Genomic DNA, 16,246 nt, shown 5'->3' on the forward strand with positions numbered 1-16,246 from the left:
CGGCAAGGGCTATTCAATCGGGTCGCGCGACACAAGGGGAAAGGGCGGTTTAGCGGTGGACGTAGCCGAGGCCCTGCGGGTTCGCCACCGCTTCCCCGTCCACGAACAGCGGAGCGAAGCCGCGGGGCTCGACCGCACCGATGAGGGTCGCGGCAACGGGGCAGGGCGTTTCGGCGGGCAGGGTGAACAGCAGTTCGTAATCGTCGCCCCAGGTGAGGCAATCCATGGACCGTGCTTTCTCGCCAACGGGAACGGCCGCGCTGTCGATGGCAAGGCTGACACCGCTCGCCTCCGCCATGCGGAAAGCGTCGAGCAGCAGGCCGTCCGACACGTCCATCATCGCGCTGACGTGGGGGGCAAGCGTCTCGCCTTCGGGCAGGCGAGCGAGCGGGCGCGTATAGGCGGCGGGATCGCCGGTGCCCGATCGCAGCGCCTCGAACCCCAGCAGCGCCGCGCCGATGGTGCCGGTGACCCACAGGGCGTCGCCCGGCTGGGCTCCTGCGCGCGAGGGCACGGGCGTGTGTGTTGCCGCGCCGATGGCGGTAAGCCCGAAGCTGCGCGGCGCGTCGCCCGCCACGGTGTCGCCGCCGAGCAGAGTGACGCCGTAATGGCTCAGCACCTCGTCGAGCCCTGCGAGAAAGCGCGCATCGTCGCCGCCCAGCATGTGGCCAAGCAGCACGCCCAGCGGCCGCGCGCCCTTGGCCGCGAGGTCGGAGAGGTTGGTGGCGACGAGTTTCCAGGCGACGTCGGCCATGTCCTGCGAGGGCAGGTAATGGCGGCCTTCGACCAGCACGTCGTGTGTCAGGACGAGGATTTCGGAGCCTATGTCCAGAACCGCGGCATCGTCTTTGAGGCCGCGCGCCCCGGGGTGCAGCGGCAAGGCGCGCAGGGCGGCGATGAAGTCGGTTTCATTCATGCGCCCGGAAACCCAAAACCGCTCATCCTGAGCTTGTCGAAGGATCGTCTTTGCTTCCGCGACGAGAGCGAAAAGAAGGGCAACCCTTCGACAAGCTCAGGGTGAGCGGGATTGGTGCAGCCCGCCCGGACCATTCAGCCCCGCACGTCCTTCGCCACGGCATCGAGCACGCCGTTGACGAACTTCGCCTCGCGCTCGTCGAAGAAGGCGTGGGCGACGTCGACGTATTCGCTGATGGCGGTGCCCACCGGCACGTCGGCGCGGGCGATCAGCTCGTAGGCGCCCGCGCGCAGGATCTGCAGCATGGTCTTGTCGAGCCGGGCGAGTGTCCAGCCCTGCGCCAGCTTGGCCGTCAGCAGGCCGTCGATCTCCTCCTGCCGCGCGATTACGCCCGAAACGACATCGTCAAAGAAATCTACCTCGGCCTCGGCATACTGCTCGTCCTCGATTTCCTGCCCCAGGCGGTGCTGATGGAACTCGTCGAGCAGGCGGGCGAGGGCGGTCTTCTCCATCTGCCGCTGGTAGAGCGCCTGCACCGCGGCGAGGCGCGCGGCTGAGCGGGCCTTGCTGCGCTGCGGGTTGTTCGGCGACGCGCTCACAGCCGCACCTGCACGCTGGCGGCGTGGGCGGGCAGGCCCTCGATCTCGGCGAGCGCCACGGCGGCGGGGCCGATGGCCTTCAGCGCCTCGGCATCGAGCGAAATGAAACTGGTGCGCTTCATGAAATCGAGCACCGACAATCCGCTGGCAAAGCGCGCGCGCCGCCCCGTGGGCAGCACGTGGTTGGGCCCGGCGACGTAATCGCCCACGGCCTCGGGCGTGTGCCGCCCGAGGAAGACGCTGCCAGCGTGTCTGATCTTCGCAAAGTAACTCTCCGGGTCGTCCACTGCGAGTTCCACGTGCTCGGCGGCGAGGCGGTTGGCGAGCGGCGGGGCCTGCTCGGCGAGGTCGTCGACGATCACGATCACGCCGTGCTTCTCCCAGCTCTCGTGCGCGGTGCGGCGCGTGGCGATGCGCGCGCCGAGCAGGTCGATGGCATCCTCCACCTCGCTCGCGAACCCGGCATCGTCGGTGATGAGGATGGACTGGCTGGCCGGGTCGTGCTCGGCCTGGCTTAGCAGATCGGCGGCGATCCAGTCCGGATCGGTCTTGTTGTCGGAGATGACGAGAATCTCGCTCGGCCCCGCCACCATGTCGATGCCGACCACGCCGTAAAGCTGGCGCTTGGCTTCCGCGACCCAGGCGTTGCCCGGCCCGACGATGACGTCCACCGGCTTGATCCGCTTGGTGCCGTAGGCGAGGGCGCCGATGGCCTGCGCCCCTCCGACACGCCAGATCTCGTCCACGCCGACGAGGTGCGCGGCGGCGAGCACGAGCGCGTTCATCTCGCCCTTCGGCGTCGGAGTCACGACGGCGAGCCGCTCCACGCCCGCGACCTTGGCCGGGATGGCATTCATCAGCAGCGTCGAGGGATAGGACGCGCGGCCGCCGGGCACGTAAAGCCCCGCCGCCTCCACCGCCGACCAGCGCGCGCCGAGGCGCACATTGTCGCCGTCGCGGTAATCGCGGTCCGCAGGCAGCTGTTCGGCGTGGTAGGCGCGGATACGCTCGGCCGCCATTTCCAGCGCGGCCTTTACCGGCTTGTCGAGGAAATCGTAGGCGGCCTTGCACTGGTCCTTGCCGATGCGCCAGCTCGTCAGGTCGGCGGTCAGCGGGTGCTTGTCGAAACGCATCGTATAGTCGCGCAGGGCATCGTCGCCCGACTGGCGGACCTTTTGCAGGATGTCGGCAACGTCGCGCGATACGCCCGCGTCGCTCTCGCGCCGGTCGTTGACGATGCGGGCGAACTGCGCCTCGAAATTGGCGTCGGTGATGGTGAGGCGGCGCATCTACGCGGCCTTTCGATCGGTGGCGGCCCGGAAACGCTCGACCAGCGCGGCAACACGCGGATCGGTCTTCAGCGCCGCGCGGTTGACGATGAGGCGGCTGGTGACCTGCATGATGACGTCCTTTTCGACGAGGCCGTTCGATTTCAGCGTCTGCCCGGTGGAGACCAGATCGACGATCCGGCCCGCGAGGCCGCTGGAAGGGGCGAGCTCCATCGCGCCGTTCAGCTTGATGCACTCGGCCTGGATGCCCTGCCGCTCGAAATGACGGCTGGTGATGCGCGGGTACTTGGTGGCGACGCGCAGGTGGCTGGCGTTGCCATAGCGGTAGTCCACCGGCTCCACCGGCTCGGCGACCGAGAGGCGGCAGGCGCCGATGCCGAGGTCGACGGGGGCGTAGAGCTCGGAATAGTCGAACTCCTCGATCACGTCGCTGCCCACGATCCCCGCCTGCGCCGCGCCGAAGGCCACGAAGGTCGCAACGTCGAAGGCGCGCACGCGGAAGATCCGCATGGTGCCGCTCTGGTCGGCGAAGCTCAGCGAGCGGTCGGCCTTGTCATGGAAGGCCGCTTCCGGCACCAGCCCGGCACGCTCCATCAGGGGCACCGCCTCGTCGAGGATGCGGCCCTTGGGCACCGCGAAGATCAGCGGGCCGTGGCTGTCACTGGGGGAGGTGTCGGTCATCGGGGGCGCGATGTAGGCAGGAACGGCTGAAAGGGCAATGCGGATGGCGGACCAGACCGGCGTGACGGGCATCACGAGCGTGGCCGAGGCGATCGAGTGGCAGGCTTCGCACTGCGAGCGGGCCGGCGCGCCGAACACCGCGCGCCTCGTCCGCGGCCTGCTGGCGGCGCTGGAAACCGATACCGCCACCGGGCGGCGCATGGCGAACTGGCAGGGCCTCAGCCTCGAGGATGCCATGCCGCTGCGCGTGGCGGGCGGGTTCCACTGGCTGTTCCTGACCGGCGAGGAGCCGCGGCTGGGCGAGATTTACGCCGGGCTGATGAGCGACCAAGGTCTGGTCGATGCGCTGGTGGCCGATACCGCCGAGCGGTTCGACCACATGCTGCTGCCCTGGCTCGACCACCCGCCGCAGACCAACGAGGCGGGCCGCTCGGCCAGCGTCATGGCGGCGCTCTTGTGGCTGTCGCAGCGGCTCGGCCCGCGGTTCGAGCTGAACGAGATCGGCGCGAGTGCGGGTATCAACACCATGCTGCCGCGCTTCCGCTTCGACCTCGGCAGGGTGGAGGTCGGCCCCAGCCTGTCGAGCATCCGCATCGCGCCCGAATGGCGTGGCCCGCCGCCGCCCGCGGGCGAGGTCGAGGTGACAGCCATCCGCGGCTGCGACCTCGCTCCCATAAACCTGGCCGACGAGGCGCAGGCGATGAAATTGAAGGCCTACATCTGGCCCGACGCGACCGAGCGTGCGGCGCGCATGGATGCCGCCATCGCGATGGCCGGGCGCATGCCGCCCGAAGTGGCGCGGCAGGACGCTGGCGAGTTCGTGGCGAATATGCTCGCCGCGCCGCAGGAGGCCGGGGTGACGCGGGTGCTGTTCCACACGGTGATGTGGCAATATCTTCCCACGGCGACGCGCGATGCGATCACGGCGGCGATGGAGGAGGCGGGGGCAGCGGCGACGGCCGAACACCCGCTTGCGTGGATCGCGGTCGAGACCAACCGCGAGACGTTCCGGCACGAATGCAAGGTGCGCTACTGGCCGGGCGGCGAGGAGGCGGTGCAGCTTGCCGAGGCGCATCCGCACGGGGCGTGGGTGGAGTGGATGGCGAGTTAGGTCAGCCCGGACCTGTTCCGGGCCAAGGCTTTCTAGACGAAGGCAGCACTGGCCCGGAATAAATCCGGGCTGACAACTACTTCCCTTCTAGAAACCCGTCCATCGCCGCGTTCACCGTCTCGGGCGCTTCCCACGGCACGAAGTGGCCAGCGTCCGGCACTTCGGCCAGCGTGAGGTTTGCGACCTTTTCGCCCAGCGCGAGATTGGCGGGCAGCAGGGCCTTGTCGTCCATGCCCCAGATCACCAGCGTCGGGATGGTCAGCACCGGTAAAGCCAGCGGCTCCGGCTCCGCGTAGGGCGCGTCCATGGGCGGCACCACTATGCTGCTGCCGCGATACCAGCTGAGCATGGCAAAGGCGCGGTCCGGATCGGCCCACTGCGCCAGCATCCGCGCGCTTTCCGCCGGGTCATTCACCGTGCGGCCTTCCCACTTGATGATCTTGAGCAGCAGCGCGCCGAGGCCATGCTCGCGCACAAGCGCATCGTTGGCGGGGTCGCGGAAGGCGGTTATGTACTGGCTCGCCGCGCGCTGGGCGGGGTCGATGTGGAGCAGGCGCTGGAAGACGGCGGGATGCGGCGCATTTGCGATGATGGCGCGCTCGACCCGGCCGTCGGCCTGTCCGAACATGGCGACCGCCCAGGCGATCGCGCCGCCCCAGTCGTGACCAACGATGGTGAAGCGTTCGATACCGAGCGCCTCGGCCAGGGCGAAGACGTCGCCTACCAGCGTCGTCGGCGTGTAGTTCTGTGCGCCTTCGGGCCGCGAGCTGTCGCCGTAGCCGCGCTGGTCGGGCGCTATGCAGCGATAGCGATCCGACAGGTGCGCGACCTGGTGACGCCAGGTGCGGTGGTTCTCCGGAAAGCCGTGCAGGAACACCACCGCCGGCGCATCGCGCGGGCCCGTGTCCCACACGTCGAGCTCGATCCCCGTCGACAGGGCGACGCGGGTGAGCTCGCTCTCCACCTCAGACACCCTTCGAGGGGATCGCGAGCAGCTCGATGGTGAACAGCAGCGTCGCGCCGCCGGGGATCGGTCCCCGGCCCTCGAGGCCGTAGGCATATTCGGCGGGAATGGCGATTTCCGCCGTGTCGCCCACGCCCATGTAGGGGATGGCGACCTGCCAGCCGCGCACCAGCCGGCCGAGCGGGAAGGTGGCTGGCTCGCCGCGCTCCACCGAGCTGTCAAACACCTCGCCGTCGATGAAGCTGCCGGTGTAGTGGATGGTGATCTCGTCCGCGACGGTGGGCGCGGGGCCGGTGCCGTCGCCCGCGGTGCGGCGGAATTTCACCCCGCCTTCGAGCGTCGACCAGCCGTCGGCCTCGGTGCGGGAGTGCAGGGCGGCCTGCTGTTCGTTATGCCAGGAGATGGTTCGGGGTTCCTCGGGCTGGGCGCTCTGCGCGAGCGCGGGGGTGGCAAGGGCAAGGGCGGCTATGGCGATGGGGTGCTTCATGGCGCGGGGAATAGCGCGGGATTTCGCTCAGGGATAGCTCACCGTCTTGGGCTGGCCATCGGGTATCGGAATGAACTCCTCACTGTCGCCCGGAACGACGGGAAAGCGTCCCTCGCGCCAGTCGGCCTTGGCTTGCTCGATCCGCTCGCGGTCGGACGAAACGAAGTTCCACCAGACGTGGCGCTTGGTCGAGAATGCCTCGCCGCCCAGCAGCATGGCGCGTGCGCCTTCGCGGCTCGACAGTATCATCGCCTTGCCGGGCTTCAGCGCGTTGAGAGTGTAGAGGTCCAGCGCCTCGCCATCCAGGCTCGCCTCGCCGCCGACCAGCATGACGGCGCGCTCGTCGGCCTCGGCGTCGATGGGGATCGCGCCGCCCGCGTCGAGCGCGATCTCGGCGTAGATGGTCGCGGCGTGGCAGGTGGTGGCGGCGCGGCTGCCCCATAGCTCGCCCATGATGACCGTGGCGCTGGCGCCGTCGCCCTCGATGCGCGGGAGGTCGCTGACGGCCTCGAAGGCAGGGTCGATCTCCTCGCGTCCGTCGGGCAGCGCCAGCCAGGTCTGCATGCCGTAGAGCCGCGCGCCCTTGTCGCGCTCGTCGGCAGGGCTGCGCTCCGAATGGACGATGCCGCGCCCGGCGGTCATCAGGTTGACCGTGCCGGGCCGGATCGTGCTGAAGGTGCCGAGGCTGTCGCGGTGCTCGATCGCGCCCGCATGCTCGCCGCCGAGCAGCCAGGTGACGGTGGCGAGGTTGATGTGCGGGTGCGGGCGCACGTCCATGCCCGCGCCCACGTCCAGCTCCGCCGGGCCGAACTGGTCGACGAAGACGAAGGGCCCGACCATGCGGCAGGACGCCTGCGGCACCGCGCGGCGCACGGTGAACTGGTCGAGGTCGTGGCTGACGGGGGTGACAGTCTGCATAATGCTCATTGCTCGTCGAGCTCCTCGTAATAGCGGAAGATGCCGTTCTCGTTGAACTCCAGCCGCCGCTCGCTGGCGAGGTAATCGACCAGCCCCTCGATCTCCGGCACCGCGCCCTGAAGCCCCTCCAGGTTGGCCCAGGTGCCCTGCATCCCCTTCATGTAGTTGGGGAACATGTAGTCGAGCCCCTCCATGATCTGGAACAGGCTGGTGTCGACGTGGGTCGGTTGCTGGCCGAGGCTGAAGGGCCCGCCGTGCGCGGCCAGCGCGTTGTCGAAGTGGATGAGGTACTTGGGGATGCGTTGCTCCCGGAAATGCTGAGCGCGCTCCCACGCGGCCTCCATCTGGTCGGCGTAGTAGAGCTCCGATGCGATGGGATGGTGAACGGAGTGGACCTCCTCCACGAAGTCGCTGATGTCGAGCTGGAGCTGGATCAATTGCAGGTCGATCTCGGGCTCGCCCGAACCCAGCCCCTCCTTGTCGGAAAGGTAGGCGAGGATGTGCGCGGTCTGGCCGATCACAACGTCTTCGTCGACGATGTAGGGCGGGGCGAAGGGGCGGATGCCTTCGAGCGAATGCATATGCTCGACCAGCGCCTCGGTCCCGCGCTCGCGCGCCATGTCCTCGTAATCGATGCCGAAGCCCTCGCAGAACAGGCGCACGAATTCGCCGCGACCGGGGATCTCGGGCCAGTACCAGAGTTCGATGCTCATGCGGCTTTTCCCCCGTTCGACTCACCGGGCGCCGTGCATTTCATCGCGAGCGCATGGACCCGATCCCCCGGAATGTCGCCCAGCGCGCCCAGCACCATGCGCTGGCGGGCGAGGCGGTTCTTGCCCGCAAACTGCGGCGTCTCGACCACCACGGTGAAGTGCGATTCGCCGCTGCCGTCGTCGCCCGCGTGGCCGTGGTGATGGGCGCTGTCGTTGATGACCTCCAGCCGCGATGGCGAGAGCGCCTCGCGCAGCAGGGTTTCGATTTCGGTGGCGAGGGGGCCTGACATGCGGGGGTTTCCTAATCGATGATCGTTCCCCATCCTAATGGGGATGCGTCAGTCGAAGTTCCATGGCCGGTACGAGAGCGAGGGCCGCGCGTGCGAGCATCCCGCCTGCGAGGAACCGGGCGAATTCCGTGCGCCCGGCGGCCGGCGCAGCAGCTTCGACGGGCCGGGCGAGTATCGCTGGATGTGTCTGGAACACGTGCGCGAATTCAACGCCGGCTACGACTGGTTCGAAGGCATGAGCGCGGACGAGATCTATGCCGCACAGGCTCCGGGCGCGGGCTGGCGGACGGACAGCCCGGCCTTCAATCCCACCGCGGGCGTCGACGGAATGCCGCGCTGGGCGGACTTCGCCGATCCGCTCGACGCCATCGGCGAGCGTGCCCACGCCATGCGCCGCCGCGCGGCGGGGGTGAAGCAGGAGGCTTTTGCCCGGTTCACGCCGATGGAGCGCGAGGCGCTGACGCTGATGGGCCTCGGTCCCGATGCCGACCGTGCCGGGGTGCGCCGTCGCTATTCCGACCTGGTGCGGCGCTACCACCCCGACCGCAACGGCGGCGATCGCAGCCACGAGGCGAAACTGCAGCGCGTGGTGGAGGCCTATCAGCTGCTGCGGCGGGCAGAGGCGCTGGCCTAAAACACACCGCTCGTCCTGAGCTTGTCGAAGGACTGATTTTCTTCCAGGCTGGAACAAAGGACGACCCTTCGACAAGCTCAGGGTGAGCGGTTTTCCTTATTTCGGTTCTGCCGGAACGCCCACCTCAGCGTACTGCCCATCGCCCGCGTCACCACCCGGCTCGGCACCATCCTCAGTCCCGGCGCCTCCAGCCCCAGCATCGTGCGCGCGAAGGGCGGGACGAGTGCGATGGCGGCATCGGCGAGAAACGGCTGCACCCCGGTCATCGCGCCCTCGACCTTGCCCGAGACGACCAGCGCGGCGACCTCGCGCGCCTCCGGCGTCGCTCGCAGATCGGCGCGCAGTTCGCGGAACACGGCCTGCGCCTCCGCCTTGCTTTCGGGAACCGGGTCGCAGCCCAGCTTTCGCGCTATGACGGCGAACTGGCGGAAATACTCGTCCTGCTCGGCCAGCGGCATGTCGGGCCGGACGTGGACGAGATAGGCCTCGAGAAACATCGTCGCCTCGGCCACGTGCACCCAGGCCAGCGTGCGCGGATCGAGCGCGGAGTAGGGCGTGCCGTCCGGCAGCGTACCATGCACGCGTGCGTGGATGGCGTTGACCTTGGCGATGGCCGCCTCCGCCTCGTCGCGGTGGCCGTAGGTGGTGACCGCGATGAACTTGGCCGTGGCGCGCAGGCGGCCGTGCATGTCGGCGCGAAAATCGCTGAAGTCGAGCACGCCTTGCAGCGCGTGGGGGTGCAGCATCTGCAACAGGAGCGAGGCCATTCCGCCGACCAGCATCCCGACGATATCGGCGTGGACCATGCGGATGGGCGTGTCGCGGGCGAAAAGAGCTTCGTCCGAGATGACGACCGGCGCCTCGCCCTTCGAGGCATCGTTGAAGGTGGCGCGCACGGTCTTGACCAAGCGCGCGCGCAGCAGTTCGAGCGGGTCGGGGAAGGGCGGTGCGGCCATCGGGGCCTTGTGCCGCAGGTGGCGCGCGAAAGCTATGCGTCCTCTTGGCCGCCCAAGGCTCCCATGGTTTTCTGATAGGCTTCGCGACCTTCCATCCGCTCGGCATAGGCCTTGAAGCTGTCGCGCTTGGGCAGCGTCCCGAAGAAGAGACCCCAGCCAACCTGGCTGCCGACGTAAACGTCCGCCATGGTGAACCGGTCGCCGCAGACGTAGTCGTGGCGTTGCAGGTGCTTATCGAGCGCATCTGCCGCGCGTTCGAGCGTGCCAAAGCCGACGGTCGCCTCCTGCCGCGCGTCCTGCGGCGTCCAGCCCATGCTGGTGTTGGTGATCGCCGCCTCCAGCGGCCCGGCGGTGAAGAACAGCCAGCGGAAGTAGTTCGCCCGCTCCTCCGGGCTGGGCAGCAGCGCAGGTGCTTCGAACTCGGCGAGATAATGGCAGATCGCCGCCGCCTCGGTCACCACGTGGTCGTGGCCCCTGTGATGGTGGATGATCGTGGGGACCTTGCCCATGCTGTTGGCGTCGTACAGCGCGCCGGGCTTGGCTTCCCAGTCGACCTGAACCAGTTCGGGCTCGACGCCGACCTCGGCAAAGGCCCACTGGGCGATGACCGCGCGGCTCATCGGATCGAAGAACAGGGTGTAGTCGCTCATGGCTCGGCTCTCCGGCAGGTCAGTATTCGAGCTTGGGATACCAGTCTGTCCCGCGCCCCTCGGGCGTCATGTCGAGGATATTCCACAGAGGCGCGATGTCGACAGGGCCGCGCGGGTCCTGCCCGGGGTCAGCGGCCTCGGCGGGCATCTCGGCGGCGTAGAAATAGCGGACCTTGTCGCCGTCCTTTCGGAAGACCGTGAAAGCCGGGTATTCCCAGCCCGTTTCCGGATCGAGCCCGCCGTGGTCGAGCGCGTAGTCGTCGCCGACGGTCTGCACGAAGTCGAGATCCTTCCAGCCGCGTTCCTCGGCAAAGGCCTTCTGCCGCTCCACCGTGCTGCGGCCGAGCACCTTGAAGGCGGCACGCTGCTTCATGTCGGCGGCATTGCCGTTCGCGCCGCCGAGAAAGTTCGTGCACATCGGACAGGGCCGTTCGCGGTCGGGGCCGTACATCCAGAAATAGGTGACGAGGGTATCGTGATCGCCGAACAGGTCGGCGAGACCCACTTCCTCGCCGTTGGCATCCTTGAAGTGGTAGTCCTTCTCCACCACTGGCCCCTCAGGCAGTGCCTGTCGCTGCTCGGCGAGGCGGGTGAGATGACGGCGCACTTCGATCTCCTCGGCCAGCAGCGCCTTGCGCGCCTGCGTGTAGGCCTCGCTCTCGCCGGGCAGCTTGCGCGAGCGCAGTTCGGCGAGTTCGGTGGCGGGCTTCAGTGCGGATTCGGCCATCGAGTTTCCCTTACCAGCTACCGTTTGCAATGGCTTCCACGCGGGCGCGTTCCCGCGCGCTATTGCTCTGTGGGCCGGCCCAGCCCTGCTCGACGAGACCGGCGGGAGCGTAGGTGGCGATGACGATGCCAGTCGGCGTAACCTTGTGATCGACGACCTTAAGCCCGCGCGCCGGGGTGCCATCGCCGAACGCTCGCTTGCCCTGGCCGAGTACGACCGGGAAGGTCATCACGGTCACCTCGTCCAGCAGCCCCTCGGCGAGGAGCTGCGGATAGAGCGTGCTGCTGCCCTGGATCAGCAGGTCCGGCCCGTCGCCCTCCTTGATCGCGCGCAGGGCATCCATGCTGTCGACGCGGTGGCTGTTCGACCACGAAAGGTCGGGCTGGCCGCGCGTCATCACGAACTTGTCGGCGCGGGTGAAGGCCTCGCCCATCTCGATGGCGGCAACCTCGCCCTCGTCCTTGCCGGTCTTGTCGAAGACCTCGCCGATGCCAGTCGCCTCGCCGCCGACGTAGGGCCAGTAGGCGGCAAAGATATCGTATGCGCGTCGGCCCAGCAGCAGCGCGTAGTCGGTGCCGAAGAAACGGTCGATGGCCTCGCCCACGCCCTCGTCGAAGAATTGCGGCAGCCAGCCGCCGTGCTCGAAGCCGCCGGTCGGGTCCTCGCTCGGCCCGCCGGGGGCCTGCATGACGCCGTCGAGCGAGGTAAACAGGGAACCCCTGATCCTGCGCGCCATCGTCAGCTTCCTTTCCGCGCCGCGTCGATCGTTGCGACGTCGATCTTTCGCATCGGCATCATCGCCTGGAATGCGCGCGCGGCCTCGTCGCCGCCGGCTTCCAGCGCTTCGAGCAGGGTGCGCGGGGTGATCTGCCAGTTGAAGCCCCACTTGTCCTTGCACCAGCCGCAGGCGCTTTCCTGCCCGCCGCCCTCGACGATGGCGTTCCAGTAGCGGTCGGTCTCGGCCTGGTCCTCGGTAACGACCATGAAGCTGACGCTCTCGTTGGGCTTGAAATCCGGCCCGCCGTTGAGGCCTTGAAAAGGCCGTCCGAGCACGGTGAAGTCGACCGTCAGCGCATCGCCCGCCTTGCCGCCGGGAAAGTCCGTGGGTGCCCCCATGACGCGGCCCTTGCGGCTGTCCGGAAATGTGGCGGCGTAGAAGTCGGCGGCTTCCTCCGCCGTGCCGTCGAACCACAGGACGGTGATCATCTCGTTTGTCATGCCGGCTGCTCCTCGCGCGGGCCGACGAGGCCGACGCTGGCCCCCTGCGGATCGCGGATGTGGACGGAATAGTCGCCGCCGGGGACGGACTGGGGCTCGCCGAACAGCTCGCCGCCACCGTCCTTCACCGCCGCCACGGCGCGGTCGATGTCGTCGACCCCGATATAGAATGCCATGCGCGGACCGGGGCCGTCGGTCAGGGCGGGAGCCATGCCGCCGAATGCGCGATCGCTGCGGGTGAGGAAGCGGTATTCGCGCCCGTCGCCCATCGGCATCCCGCCTTCCGTGCGCCAGCCGAACAGGTCGGCGTAGAGGGCTGCGGCTGCATCGCTGTCCTCGCCGGTCCAGACATCGTGCCAGCGCATGTGCTGCGCTCTATCGGGATCGTGGACGTCGCTCTTGGCATTCGAATCGCCTTCGGGCGGCACCGGGTCCATCACGTAGAAGGTCGCGCCCCAGGGGTCCGCGACCATGGCCATGCGCCCCACGCCGGGCATATCCATCGGCGGCATGTGGACCGTGCCGCCCGCATCGGTGACGGTCTTGGCCGCGCCATCGACATCGGGATGACAGATGTAGCCGATCCAGCCGGGCCGCGCGCCGCCCGCCTGCATGGCCTCGGTGAGCGTCAGCACGCCGCCCGCGTTGCCGCCGTCGGAGCGGCCGATCATGCGGTATTCGCTACCGTTCGGCATGGCCTGTCCGTCGGACTGGACGTCCCAGCCCACCACCGCGTCGTAGAACGCCTTCGCGCCGCCCGGATCGGGGGTCATCAGCTCGTACCAGATGAAGGCACCGCGATCGGTTTCGTCGGCCATCAGTCGTTCCTTCCCATGGTGAAGACCGGCGCGAAGCCGCCCCAGATCATGCGCTTGCCGTCGAACGGCATGTCGCCGAGCTGCTCCCAGAACGGATCTTCCATCATCTTGGCGTGCGCCGCGTCGCAGGTCGCCTTGTCGGGCCAGACCATCCAGGAGAAGACGATCTTCTCGCCCGGCTCGGCCTTGGTCGCCATGCGGAAGTCGGTGTGCTTGCCGTCGGTCACGTCCTCTTCCCAGGTCTCGACGATCTCGGTGACGCCGTATTCGGCGAACTTGTCCGCCGCGGACCGGGCCATGGCGACGTAGGCGTCCTTCTTGTCCTCGGGAACGGCGATGAGAAATCCCTGTACGTACATGGCTTTACTCTCCTCTGATCTGGTCGGGAGTTGGGGCGAAATCGGCGCACTGGGCGTCCAGCGCGCGCTGGTAGGCGGGGCGGGCATAGGCGCGGTCACGGTAGTCGACGAGAGCGGGGAATTCGTCGATCAGGCCCTCGTCCTCGGTCTTGAAAGCCGTGGTAATCAGGATGTCGGCGATGGAGAATTCGCCCGCCAGCCAGTCCTTGCCGCCCAGAGCGTCGGCGAGACGCTGATAGCGCTTGCGGGCAAGCGGCTTGCTCGCCTCGCTGGCGGCCTGCGACCAGTCCTCTCCGGCATGGAACACACGCATCATGGTAGGGCGGAAGATCTGCGGCTCCACGCTGTTCAGCGCGGCGAAGCACCAGGCGATAGCGGTCCAGCGGCCCTGCGGATCGGCGGGCAGCAGCTTGCCGTGCTTCTCCGCGAGATAGAGAAGGATCGCGCCGCTCTCGAACAGCTCGACCTCGTCGTCCCGGTAGGCCGGGACCTGGTCGAACGGCTGCCAGCTGACGTAGTCTTCCCCTCGCGGTGTGGACGCATCGAGTAGCTTCGTGTCGTAGGCGAGGCCCAGTTCCTCGAAGGCCCAGCGCACCCGCAAGTCGCGCACGCGGCCCTTGGCGAAGTCCGGCACCCAGCCGAAGGCGCTGATGAGGGGGCGCTCGCTCATGGCGTTGCACCTTGTTGCTGGCGCTGCTGGTCCTGCTGGGCGAGGTCTTCGGGCACCTGGCTCAAATCCATCCAGTTCGGCTCCCAGATGTGGCCGTCCGGGTCCTCGAAGTCGCGGCCGTACATGAAGCCGTGGTCCTGCAGCGGATTGCAGTCCGCCACGCCGCCGTGCTGCCCGGCAAGCTCGGTGATGCGGTCGACCTCCTCCCGGCTGTCCAAGCTAATCGCCAGCATCAGCTGCGCGCTCTTCTTGGCATCCGGAATCTCCTTCGCGGTGAAAGTTTTCCAGAAATCATGCGTCAGCAGCATGACGTAGATTTCGTCCGACCACATCATCGCCGCGGCCTGATCGTTGGTGAACTGCGGATTGTTGGTGAAGCCCAGCGCCTCGTAGAACGCCATCGAGCGTTTGAGGTCGGCCACCGGCAGGTTCACGAAAATCATCTTTGCCATCGCATCTCTCCTGTCGCCGACTCGGTACTTGCAAATCATGCGGGTAGAGGTTACAAAAAGCAACCATGAAGTTACGAGAAGAAACCAGCGCGCACGGCAAGTGGTATGACGACGCCTGCGGCACGGCCTTCGCCATGGAATTGGTGGGCGAGCGCTGGTCGCTGCTGATCGTCAGGGAGCTTATGTTCGGGCCGCTCAGGTTTTCCGACCTTCGCGCCGGACTGCCCGCCATTTCGGCCAAGGTGTTGACCGAGCGGCTTGCCGGGCTGGAGGGCGCGGGCATTGTCGCCCGTCGCAAGCTGGCGCCACCCGCCGCGGTGCAGGTTTACGAGCTGACCAAGTGGGGCCGGGCGGCGGACGCGGCGATAATGGAGCTCGGCCGCTGGGCTGCGCTCTCCTCTCGCCACGATCCGACGCTGCCGCTCTCGCCCGCCTCGCTGATGATGTCGTTTCGCACGATGATCGACCGTGAAGCCGCCGCAGGCCTCGACGCCGATCTCGCCTTCGTCGTCGCCGGGCAGAGCTTTCGCGCGGGCGTGAAGGGCGGTGCGCTCGCGATCGTGCGCGGGCCTGCCGATGGGGCGCAGGCTGTGATGCGCGCGCCCGCCGCCATGCCCATCGCCGCCCACGTCTACGGCGACGTTCCGCTCGGTGAATTGCCGGTGGAGGTGGAGGGCGATGCGGCGCTGATGGCGCGCTTCGTCGCCTGTGTATGGTTGCCCGAAAAGATGGCCTGAGGCCTTATCCCGTGTTGCAGCGCGGGGAGGCCGCGTCTAGGCACCGCCCGCGATGGACCAGTTCGAAAACAGAATAGCCTACGAAGATTTCGCCCTTGCCGAGCCGACCAGGGAGGTCAGCGTGCGCGAGGTGTTCGGGATCGACACCGATCTTGTCGTGCGCGGCTTCGAGCACGGCGACGAACGCGTGCCCGATACCGACCCCAACTACGTATTCGACCCGGATACGACGCTCGCGATCCTCGCCGGCTTCGAGCACGATCGGCGCGTGATGGTGCAGGGCTATCACGGCACCGGCAAGTCGACCCATATCGAGCAGGTCGCCGCGCGCCTCAACTGGCCTACGGTTCGCATCAACCTCGACGCGCACATCAGCCGCATCGACCTGATTGGGCGCGATGCCATCGTGTTGCGCGACGGGTTGCAGGTGACCGAGTTCCGCGAAGGCCTGCTGCCCTGGGCGCTGCAGCACCCGGTGGCGCTGGTGTTCGACGAGTACGACGCCGGGCGGCCGGACGTGATGTTCGTGATCCAGCGCGTGCTGGAGCAGGCGGGCAAGCTGACCCTGCTCGACCAGAACCGCGTGATCCGCCCGAATCCGCACTTCCGCCTGTTCGCCACGGCCAACACCGTGGGCCTGGGCGATACGAGCGGGCTCTACCACGGCACGCAGGCGATCAACCAGGGGCAGATGGACCGCTGGAACATCGTCGTCGGCCTCAACTACCTCCCCGCAGAGACCGAGCGCGAGATCGTCGGCGCCAAGACCACTCTCGATGCCAAGCTGGTGGCCGACATGATCCGCGTCGCCGACCTTTCGCGCCAGGGCTTCATGAACGGCGACATCTCCACCGTGATGAGCCCGCGCACGGTCATCACCTGGGCGCAGAACACCGAGATCTTCGGCGACCCGGGCTTCGCTTTCCGCCTCAGCTTCCTCAACAAGTGCGACGAGGCGGAGCGCACGCTGGTGGCCGAATACTACCAGCGCGTGTTCGGCGTAGACCTCCCCGAAAGCGTCGTTTCCAAGGCCTGATTGCGCGGGCCTGCGGGCGCG

Annotated in this window: 22 protein-coding genes; 4 read left to right on the forward strand and 18 right to left on the reverse strand. The window is 67.8% G+C overall.

The window, feature by feature from the left end; genetic code table 11:
- Nucleotides 1-49 precede the first annotated feature (49 nt).
- From thiL to hisG, 4 genes are all read right to left on the reverse strand, one after another.
- A complete protein-coding gene (gene thiL, locus AAW00_RS01275) occupies nt 50-916 on the reverse strand; it encodes a thiamine-phosphate kinase (RefSeq protein WP_047002545.1) in 867 nt (288 codons plus the stop codon).
- A 134-nt stretch (nt 917-1,050) separates the two neighbouring features.
- Nucleotides 1,051-1,515 carry a transcription antitermination factor NusB gene (gene nusB / locus AAW00_RS01280; protein WP_047002546.1) on the reverse strand — a complete coding sequence of 155 codons (465 nt, stop codon included), beginning with the start codon at nt 1,513-1,515 and terminating at the stop codon, nt 1,051-1,053.
- The gene (gene hisD, locus AAW00_RS01285) at nt 1,512-2,804 is read right to left on the reverse strand and encodes a histidinol dehydrogenase (RefSeq protein WP_047002547.1); all 1,293 of its coding nucleotides are present in this window, start codon (nt 2,802-2,804) and stop codon (nt 1,512-1,514) included. Before hisD ends, nusB begins: the two co-directional genes overlap by 4 nt.
- Nucleotides 2,805-3,485, reverse strand: a complete 681-nt coding sequence (gene hisG, locus AAW00_RS01290; RefSeq protein ID WP_047003428.1) for an ATP phosphoribosyltransferase — start codon at nt 3,483-3,485, stop codon at nt 2,805-2,807.
- Between the two features lie 43 nt (nt 3,486-3,528).
- Here hisG and AAW00_RS01295 point away from each other — a divergent pair, with 43 nt between their 5' ends.
- On the forward strand, nt 3,529-4,596 hold the full coding sequence (locus tag AAW00_RS01295; RefSeq protein WP_047002548.1) for a DUF2332 domain-containing protein: 1,068 nt from the start codon (nt 3,529-3,531) through the stop codon (nt 4,594-4,596).
- Nucleotides 4,597-4,672: 76 nt separating this feature from the next.
- On the opposite strand, the gene AAW00_RS01300 is transcribed toward AAW00_RS01295, so the two are convergent.
- Genes AAW00_RS01300 through AAW00_RS01320 form a run of 5 tightly spaced genes read right to left on the reverse strand, consistent with a single transcriptional unit; the run spans nt 4,673 to nt 7,968 of the window.
- Nucleotides 4,673-5,560: an alpha/beta fold hydrolase gene (locus AAW00_RS01300; RefSeq protein WP_047002549.1), complete on the reverse strand. Its 888-nt coding sequence runs from the start codon at nt 5,558-5,560 to the stop codon at nt 4,673-4,675.
- A gap of 1 nt (nt 5,561) precedes the next feature.
- Entirely contained in the window at nt 5,562-6,047 is a 486-nt protein-coding gene (locus AAW00_RS01305; protein ID WP_047002550.1) for an FKBP-type peptidyl-prolyl cis-trans isomerase, read from the reverse strand.
- A gap of 27 nt (nt 6,048-6,074) precedes the next feature.
- Complete coding sequence (locus AAW00_RS01310) at nt 6,075-6,974, reverse strand: pirin family protein (protein ID WP_047002551.1); 900 nt, start codon at nt 6,972-6,974, stop codon at nt 6,075-6,077.
- Entirely contained in the window at nt 6,971-7,678 is a 708-nt protein-coding gene (locus AAW00_RS01315) for a glutathione S-transferase (RefSeq protein WP_047002552.1), read from the reverse strand. Before AAW00_RS01315 ends, AAW00_RS01310 begins: the two co-directional genes overlap by 4 nt.
- A complete protein-coding gene (locus AAW00_RS01320; RefSeq protein ID WP_047002553.1) occupies nt 7,675-7,968 on the reverse strand; it encodes a BolA family protein in 294 nt (97 codons plus the stop codon). Before AAW00_RS01320 ends, AAW00_RS01315 begins: the two co-directional genes overlap by 4 nt.
- Nucleotides 7,969-8,011: 43 nt before the next feature.
- Here AAW00_RS01320 and AAW00_RS01325 point away from each other — a divergent pair, with 43 nt between their 5' ends.
- Nucleotides 8,012-8,602, forward strand: a complete 591-nt coding sequence (locus AAW00_RS01325) for a J domain-containing protein (protein ID WP_047002554.1) — start codon at nt 8,012-8,014, stop codon at nt 8,600-8,602.
- Between the two features lie 77 nt (nt 8,603-8,679).
- On the opposite strand, the gene AAW00_RS01330 is transcribed toward AAW00_RS01325, so the two are convergent.
- Genes AAW00_RS01330 through AAW00_RS01370 form a run of 9 tightly spaced genes read right to left on the reverse strand, consistent with a single transcriptional unit; the run spans nt 8,680 to nt 14,452 of the window.
- A complete protein-coding gene (locus AAW00_RS01330; protein WP_047002555.1) occupies nt 8,680-9,558 on the reverse strand; it encodes an oxygenase MpaB family protein in 879 nt (292 codons plus the stop codon).
- A 32-nt stretch (nt 9,559-9,590) separates the two neighbouring features.
- Nucleotides 9,591-10,208: a glutathione S-transferase family protein gene (locus AAW00_RS01335; RefSeq protein ID WP_047002556.1), complete on the reverse strand. Its 618-nt coding sequence runs from the start codon at nt 10,206-10,208 to the stop codon at nt 9,591-9,593.
- A 19-nt stretch (nt 10,209-10,227) separates the two neighbouring features.
- Nucleotides 10,228-10,935 (reverse strand): DUF899 family protein, encoded by a 708-nt coding sequence (locus AAW00_RS01340; protein WP_047002557.1) that lies wholly within the window; start codon nt 10,933-10,935, stop codon nt 10,228-10,230.
- 10 nt (nt 10,936-10,945) lie between these two features.
- A complete protein-coding gene (locus AAW00_RS01345; RefSeq protein WP_047002558.1) occupies nt 10,946-11,671 on the reverse strand; it encodes a dihydrofolate reductase family protein in 726 nt (241 codons plus the stop codon).
- Nucleotides 11,672-11,673: 2 nt separating this feature from the next.
- Complete coding sequence (locus tag AAW00_RS01350) at nt 11,674-12,153, reverse strand: VOC family protein (RefSeq protein ID WP_047002559.1); 480 nt, start codon at nt 12,151-12,153, stop codon at nt 11,674-11,676.
- On the reverse strand, nt 12,150-12,971 hold the full coding sequence (locus AAW00_RS01355) for a VOC family protein (RefSeq protein ID WP_047002560.1): 822 nt from the start codon (nt 12,969-12,971) through the stop codon (nt 12,150-12,152). The genes AAW00_RS01350 and AAW00_RS01355 overlap by 4 nt, the downstream gene beginning before the upstream one ends.
- The gene (locus AAW00_RS01360; protein ID WP_047002561.1) at nt 12,971-13,330 is read right to left on the reverse strand and encodes a DUF1428 domain-containing protein; all 360 of its coding nucleotides are present in this window, start codon (nt 13,328-13,330) and stop codon (nt 12,971-12,973) included. The genes AAW00_RS01355 and AAW00_RS01360 overlap by 1 nt, the downstream gene beginning before the upstream one ends.
- Nucleotides 13,331-13,334: 4 nt before the next feature.
- Nucleotides 13,335-14,000 carry a glutathione S-transferase family protein gene (locus AAW00_RS01365; protein WP_047002562.1) on the reverse strand — a complete coding sequence of 222 codons (666 nt, stop codon included), beginning with the start codon at nt 13,998-14,000 and terminating at the stop codon, nt 13,335-13,337.
- Nucleotides 13,997-14,452, reverse strand: coding sequence for a VOC family protein (locus tag AAW00_RS01370; protein WP_047002563.1), 456 nt, complete (start codon nt 14,450-14,452; stop codon nt 13,997-13,999). Before AAW00_RS01370 ends, AAW00_RS01365 begins: the two co-directional genes overlap by 4 nt.
- A 65-nt stretch (nt 14,453-14,517) precedes the next feature.
- Here AAW00_RS01370 and AAW00_RS01375 point away from each other — a divergent pair, with 65 nt between their 5' ends.
- Entirely contained in the window at nt 14,518-15,189 is a 672-nt protein-coding gene (locus tag AAW00_RS01375; protein WP_047002564.1) for a winged helix-turn-helix transcriptional regulator, read from the forward strand.
- A gap of 52 nt (nt 15,190-15,241) precedes the next feature.
- Nucleotides 15,242-16,225: an AAA family ATPase gene (locus AAW00_RS01380; protein ID WP_047002565.1), complete on the forward strand. Its 984-nt coding sequence runs from the start codon at nt 15,242-15,244 to the stop codon at nt 16,223-16,225.
- Nucleotides 16,226-16,246 lie beyond the last annotated feature (21 nt).

Origin of the sequence: Aurantiacibacter luteus (genome assembly GCF_001010945.1) — a bacterium.
Taxonomy (GTDB): domain Bacteria; phylum Pseudomonadota; class Alphaproteobacteria; order Sphingomonadales; family Sphingomonadaceae; genus Alteraurantiacibacter; species Alteraurantiacibacter luteus.

Bases quoted from the DNA above. Each gene is read 5' to 3' on its own strand.
- thiL (WP_047002545.1), bottom strand. From the start codon at position 916: ATGAATGAAACCGACTTCATCGCCGCCCTGCGCGCCTTGCCGCTGCAC.
- hisD (WP_047002547.1), bottom strand. From the start codon at position 2,804: ATGCGCCGCCTCACCATCACCGACGCCAATTTCGAGGCGCAGTTCGCC.
- hisG (WP_047003428.1), bottom strand. From the start codon at position 3,485: ATGACCGACACCTCCCCCAGTGACAGCCACGGCCCGCTGATCTTCGCG.
- AAW00_RS01295 (WP_047002548.1), top strand. From the start codon at position 3,529: ATGGCGGACCAGACCGGCGTGACGGGCATCACGAGCGTGGCCGAGGCG.
- AAW00_RS01305 (WP_047002550.1), bottom strand. From the start codon at position 6,047: ATGAAGCACCCCATCGCCATAGCCGCCCTTGCCCTTGCCACCCCCGCG.
- AAW00_RS01310 (WP_047002551.1), bottom strand. From the start codon at position 6,974: ATGAGCATTATGCAGACTGTCACCCCCGTCAGCCACGACCTCGACCAG.
- AAW00_RS01315 (WP_047002552.1), bottom strand. From the start codon at position 7,678: ATGAGCATCGAACTCTGGTACTGGCCCGAGATCCCCGGTCGCGGCGAA.
- AAW00_RS01320 (WP_047002553.1), bottom strand. From the start codon at position 7,968: ATGTCAGGCCCCCTCGCCACCGAAATCGAAACCCTGCTGCGCGAGGCG.
- AAW00_RS01325 (WP_047002554.1), top strand. From the start codon at position 8,012: ATGCGTCAGTCGAAGTTCCATGGCCGGTACGAGAGCGAGGGCCGCGCG.
- AAW00_RS01330 (WP_047002555.1), bottom strand. From the start codon at position 9,558: ATGGCCGCACCGCCCTTCCCCGACCCGCTCGAACTGCTGCGCGCGCGC.
- AAW00_RS01335 (WP_047002556.1), bottom strand. From the start codon at position 10,208: ATGAGCGACTACACCCTGTTCTTCGATCCGATGAGCCGCGCGGTCATC.
- AAW00_RS01340 (WP_047002557.1), bottom strand. From the start codon at position 10,935: ATGGCCGAATCCGCACTGAAGCCCGCCACCGAACTCGCCGAACTGCGC.
- AAW00_RS01345 (WP_047002558.1), bottom strand. From the start codon at position 11,671: ATGGCGCGCAGGATCAGGGGTTCCCTGTTTACCTCGCTCGACGGCGTC.
- AAW00_RS01350 (WP_047002559.1), bottom strand. From the start codon at position 12,153: ATGACAAACGAGATGATCACCGTCCTGTGGTTCGACGGCACGGCGGAG.
- AAW00_RS01355 (WP_047002560.1), bottom strand. From the start codon at position 12,971: ATGGCCGACGAAACCGATCGCGGTGCCTTCATCTGGTACGAGCTGATG.
- AAW00_RS01360 (WP_047002561.1), bottom strand. From the start codon at position 13,330: ATGTACGTACAGGGATTTCTCATCGCCGTTCCCGAGGACAAGAAGGAC.
- AAW00_RS01365 (WP_047002562.1), bottom strand. From the start codon at position 14,000: ATGAGCGAGCGCCCCCTCATCAGCGCCTTCGGCTGGGTGCCGGACTTC.
- AAW00_RS01370 (WP_047002563.1), bottom strand. From the start codon at position 14,452: ATGGCAAAGATGATTTTCGTGAACCTGCCGGTGGCCGACCTCAAACGC.
- AAW00_RS01375 (WP_047002564.1), top strand. From the start codon at position 14,518: ATGAAGTTACGAGAAGAAACCAGCGCGCACGGCAAGTGGTATGACGAC.
- AAW00_RS01380 (WP_047002565.1), top strand. From the start codon at position 15,242: ATGGACCAGTTCGAAAACAGAATAGCCTACGAAGATTTCGCCCTTGCC.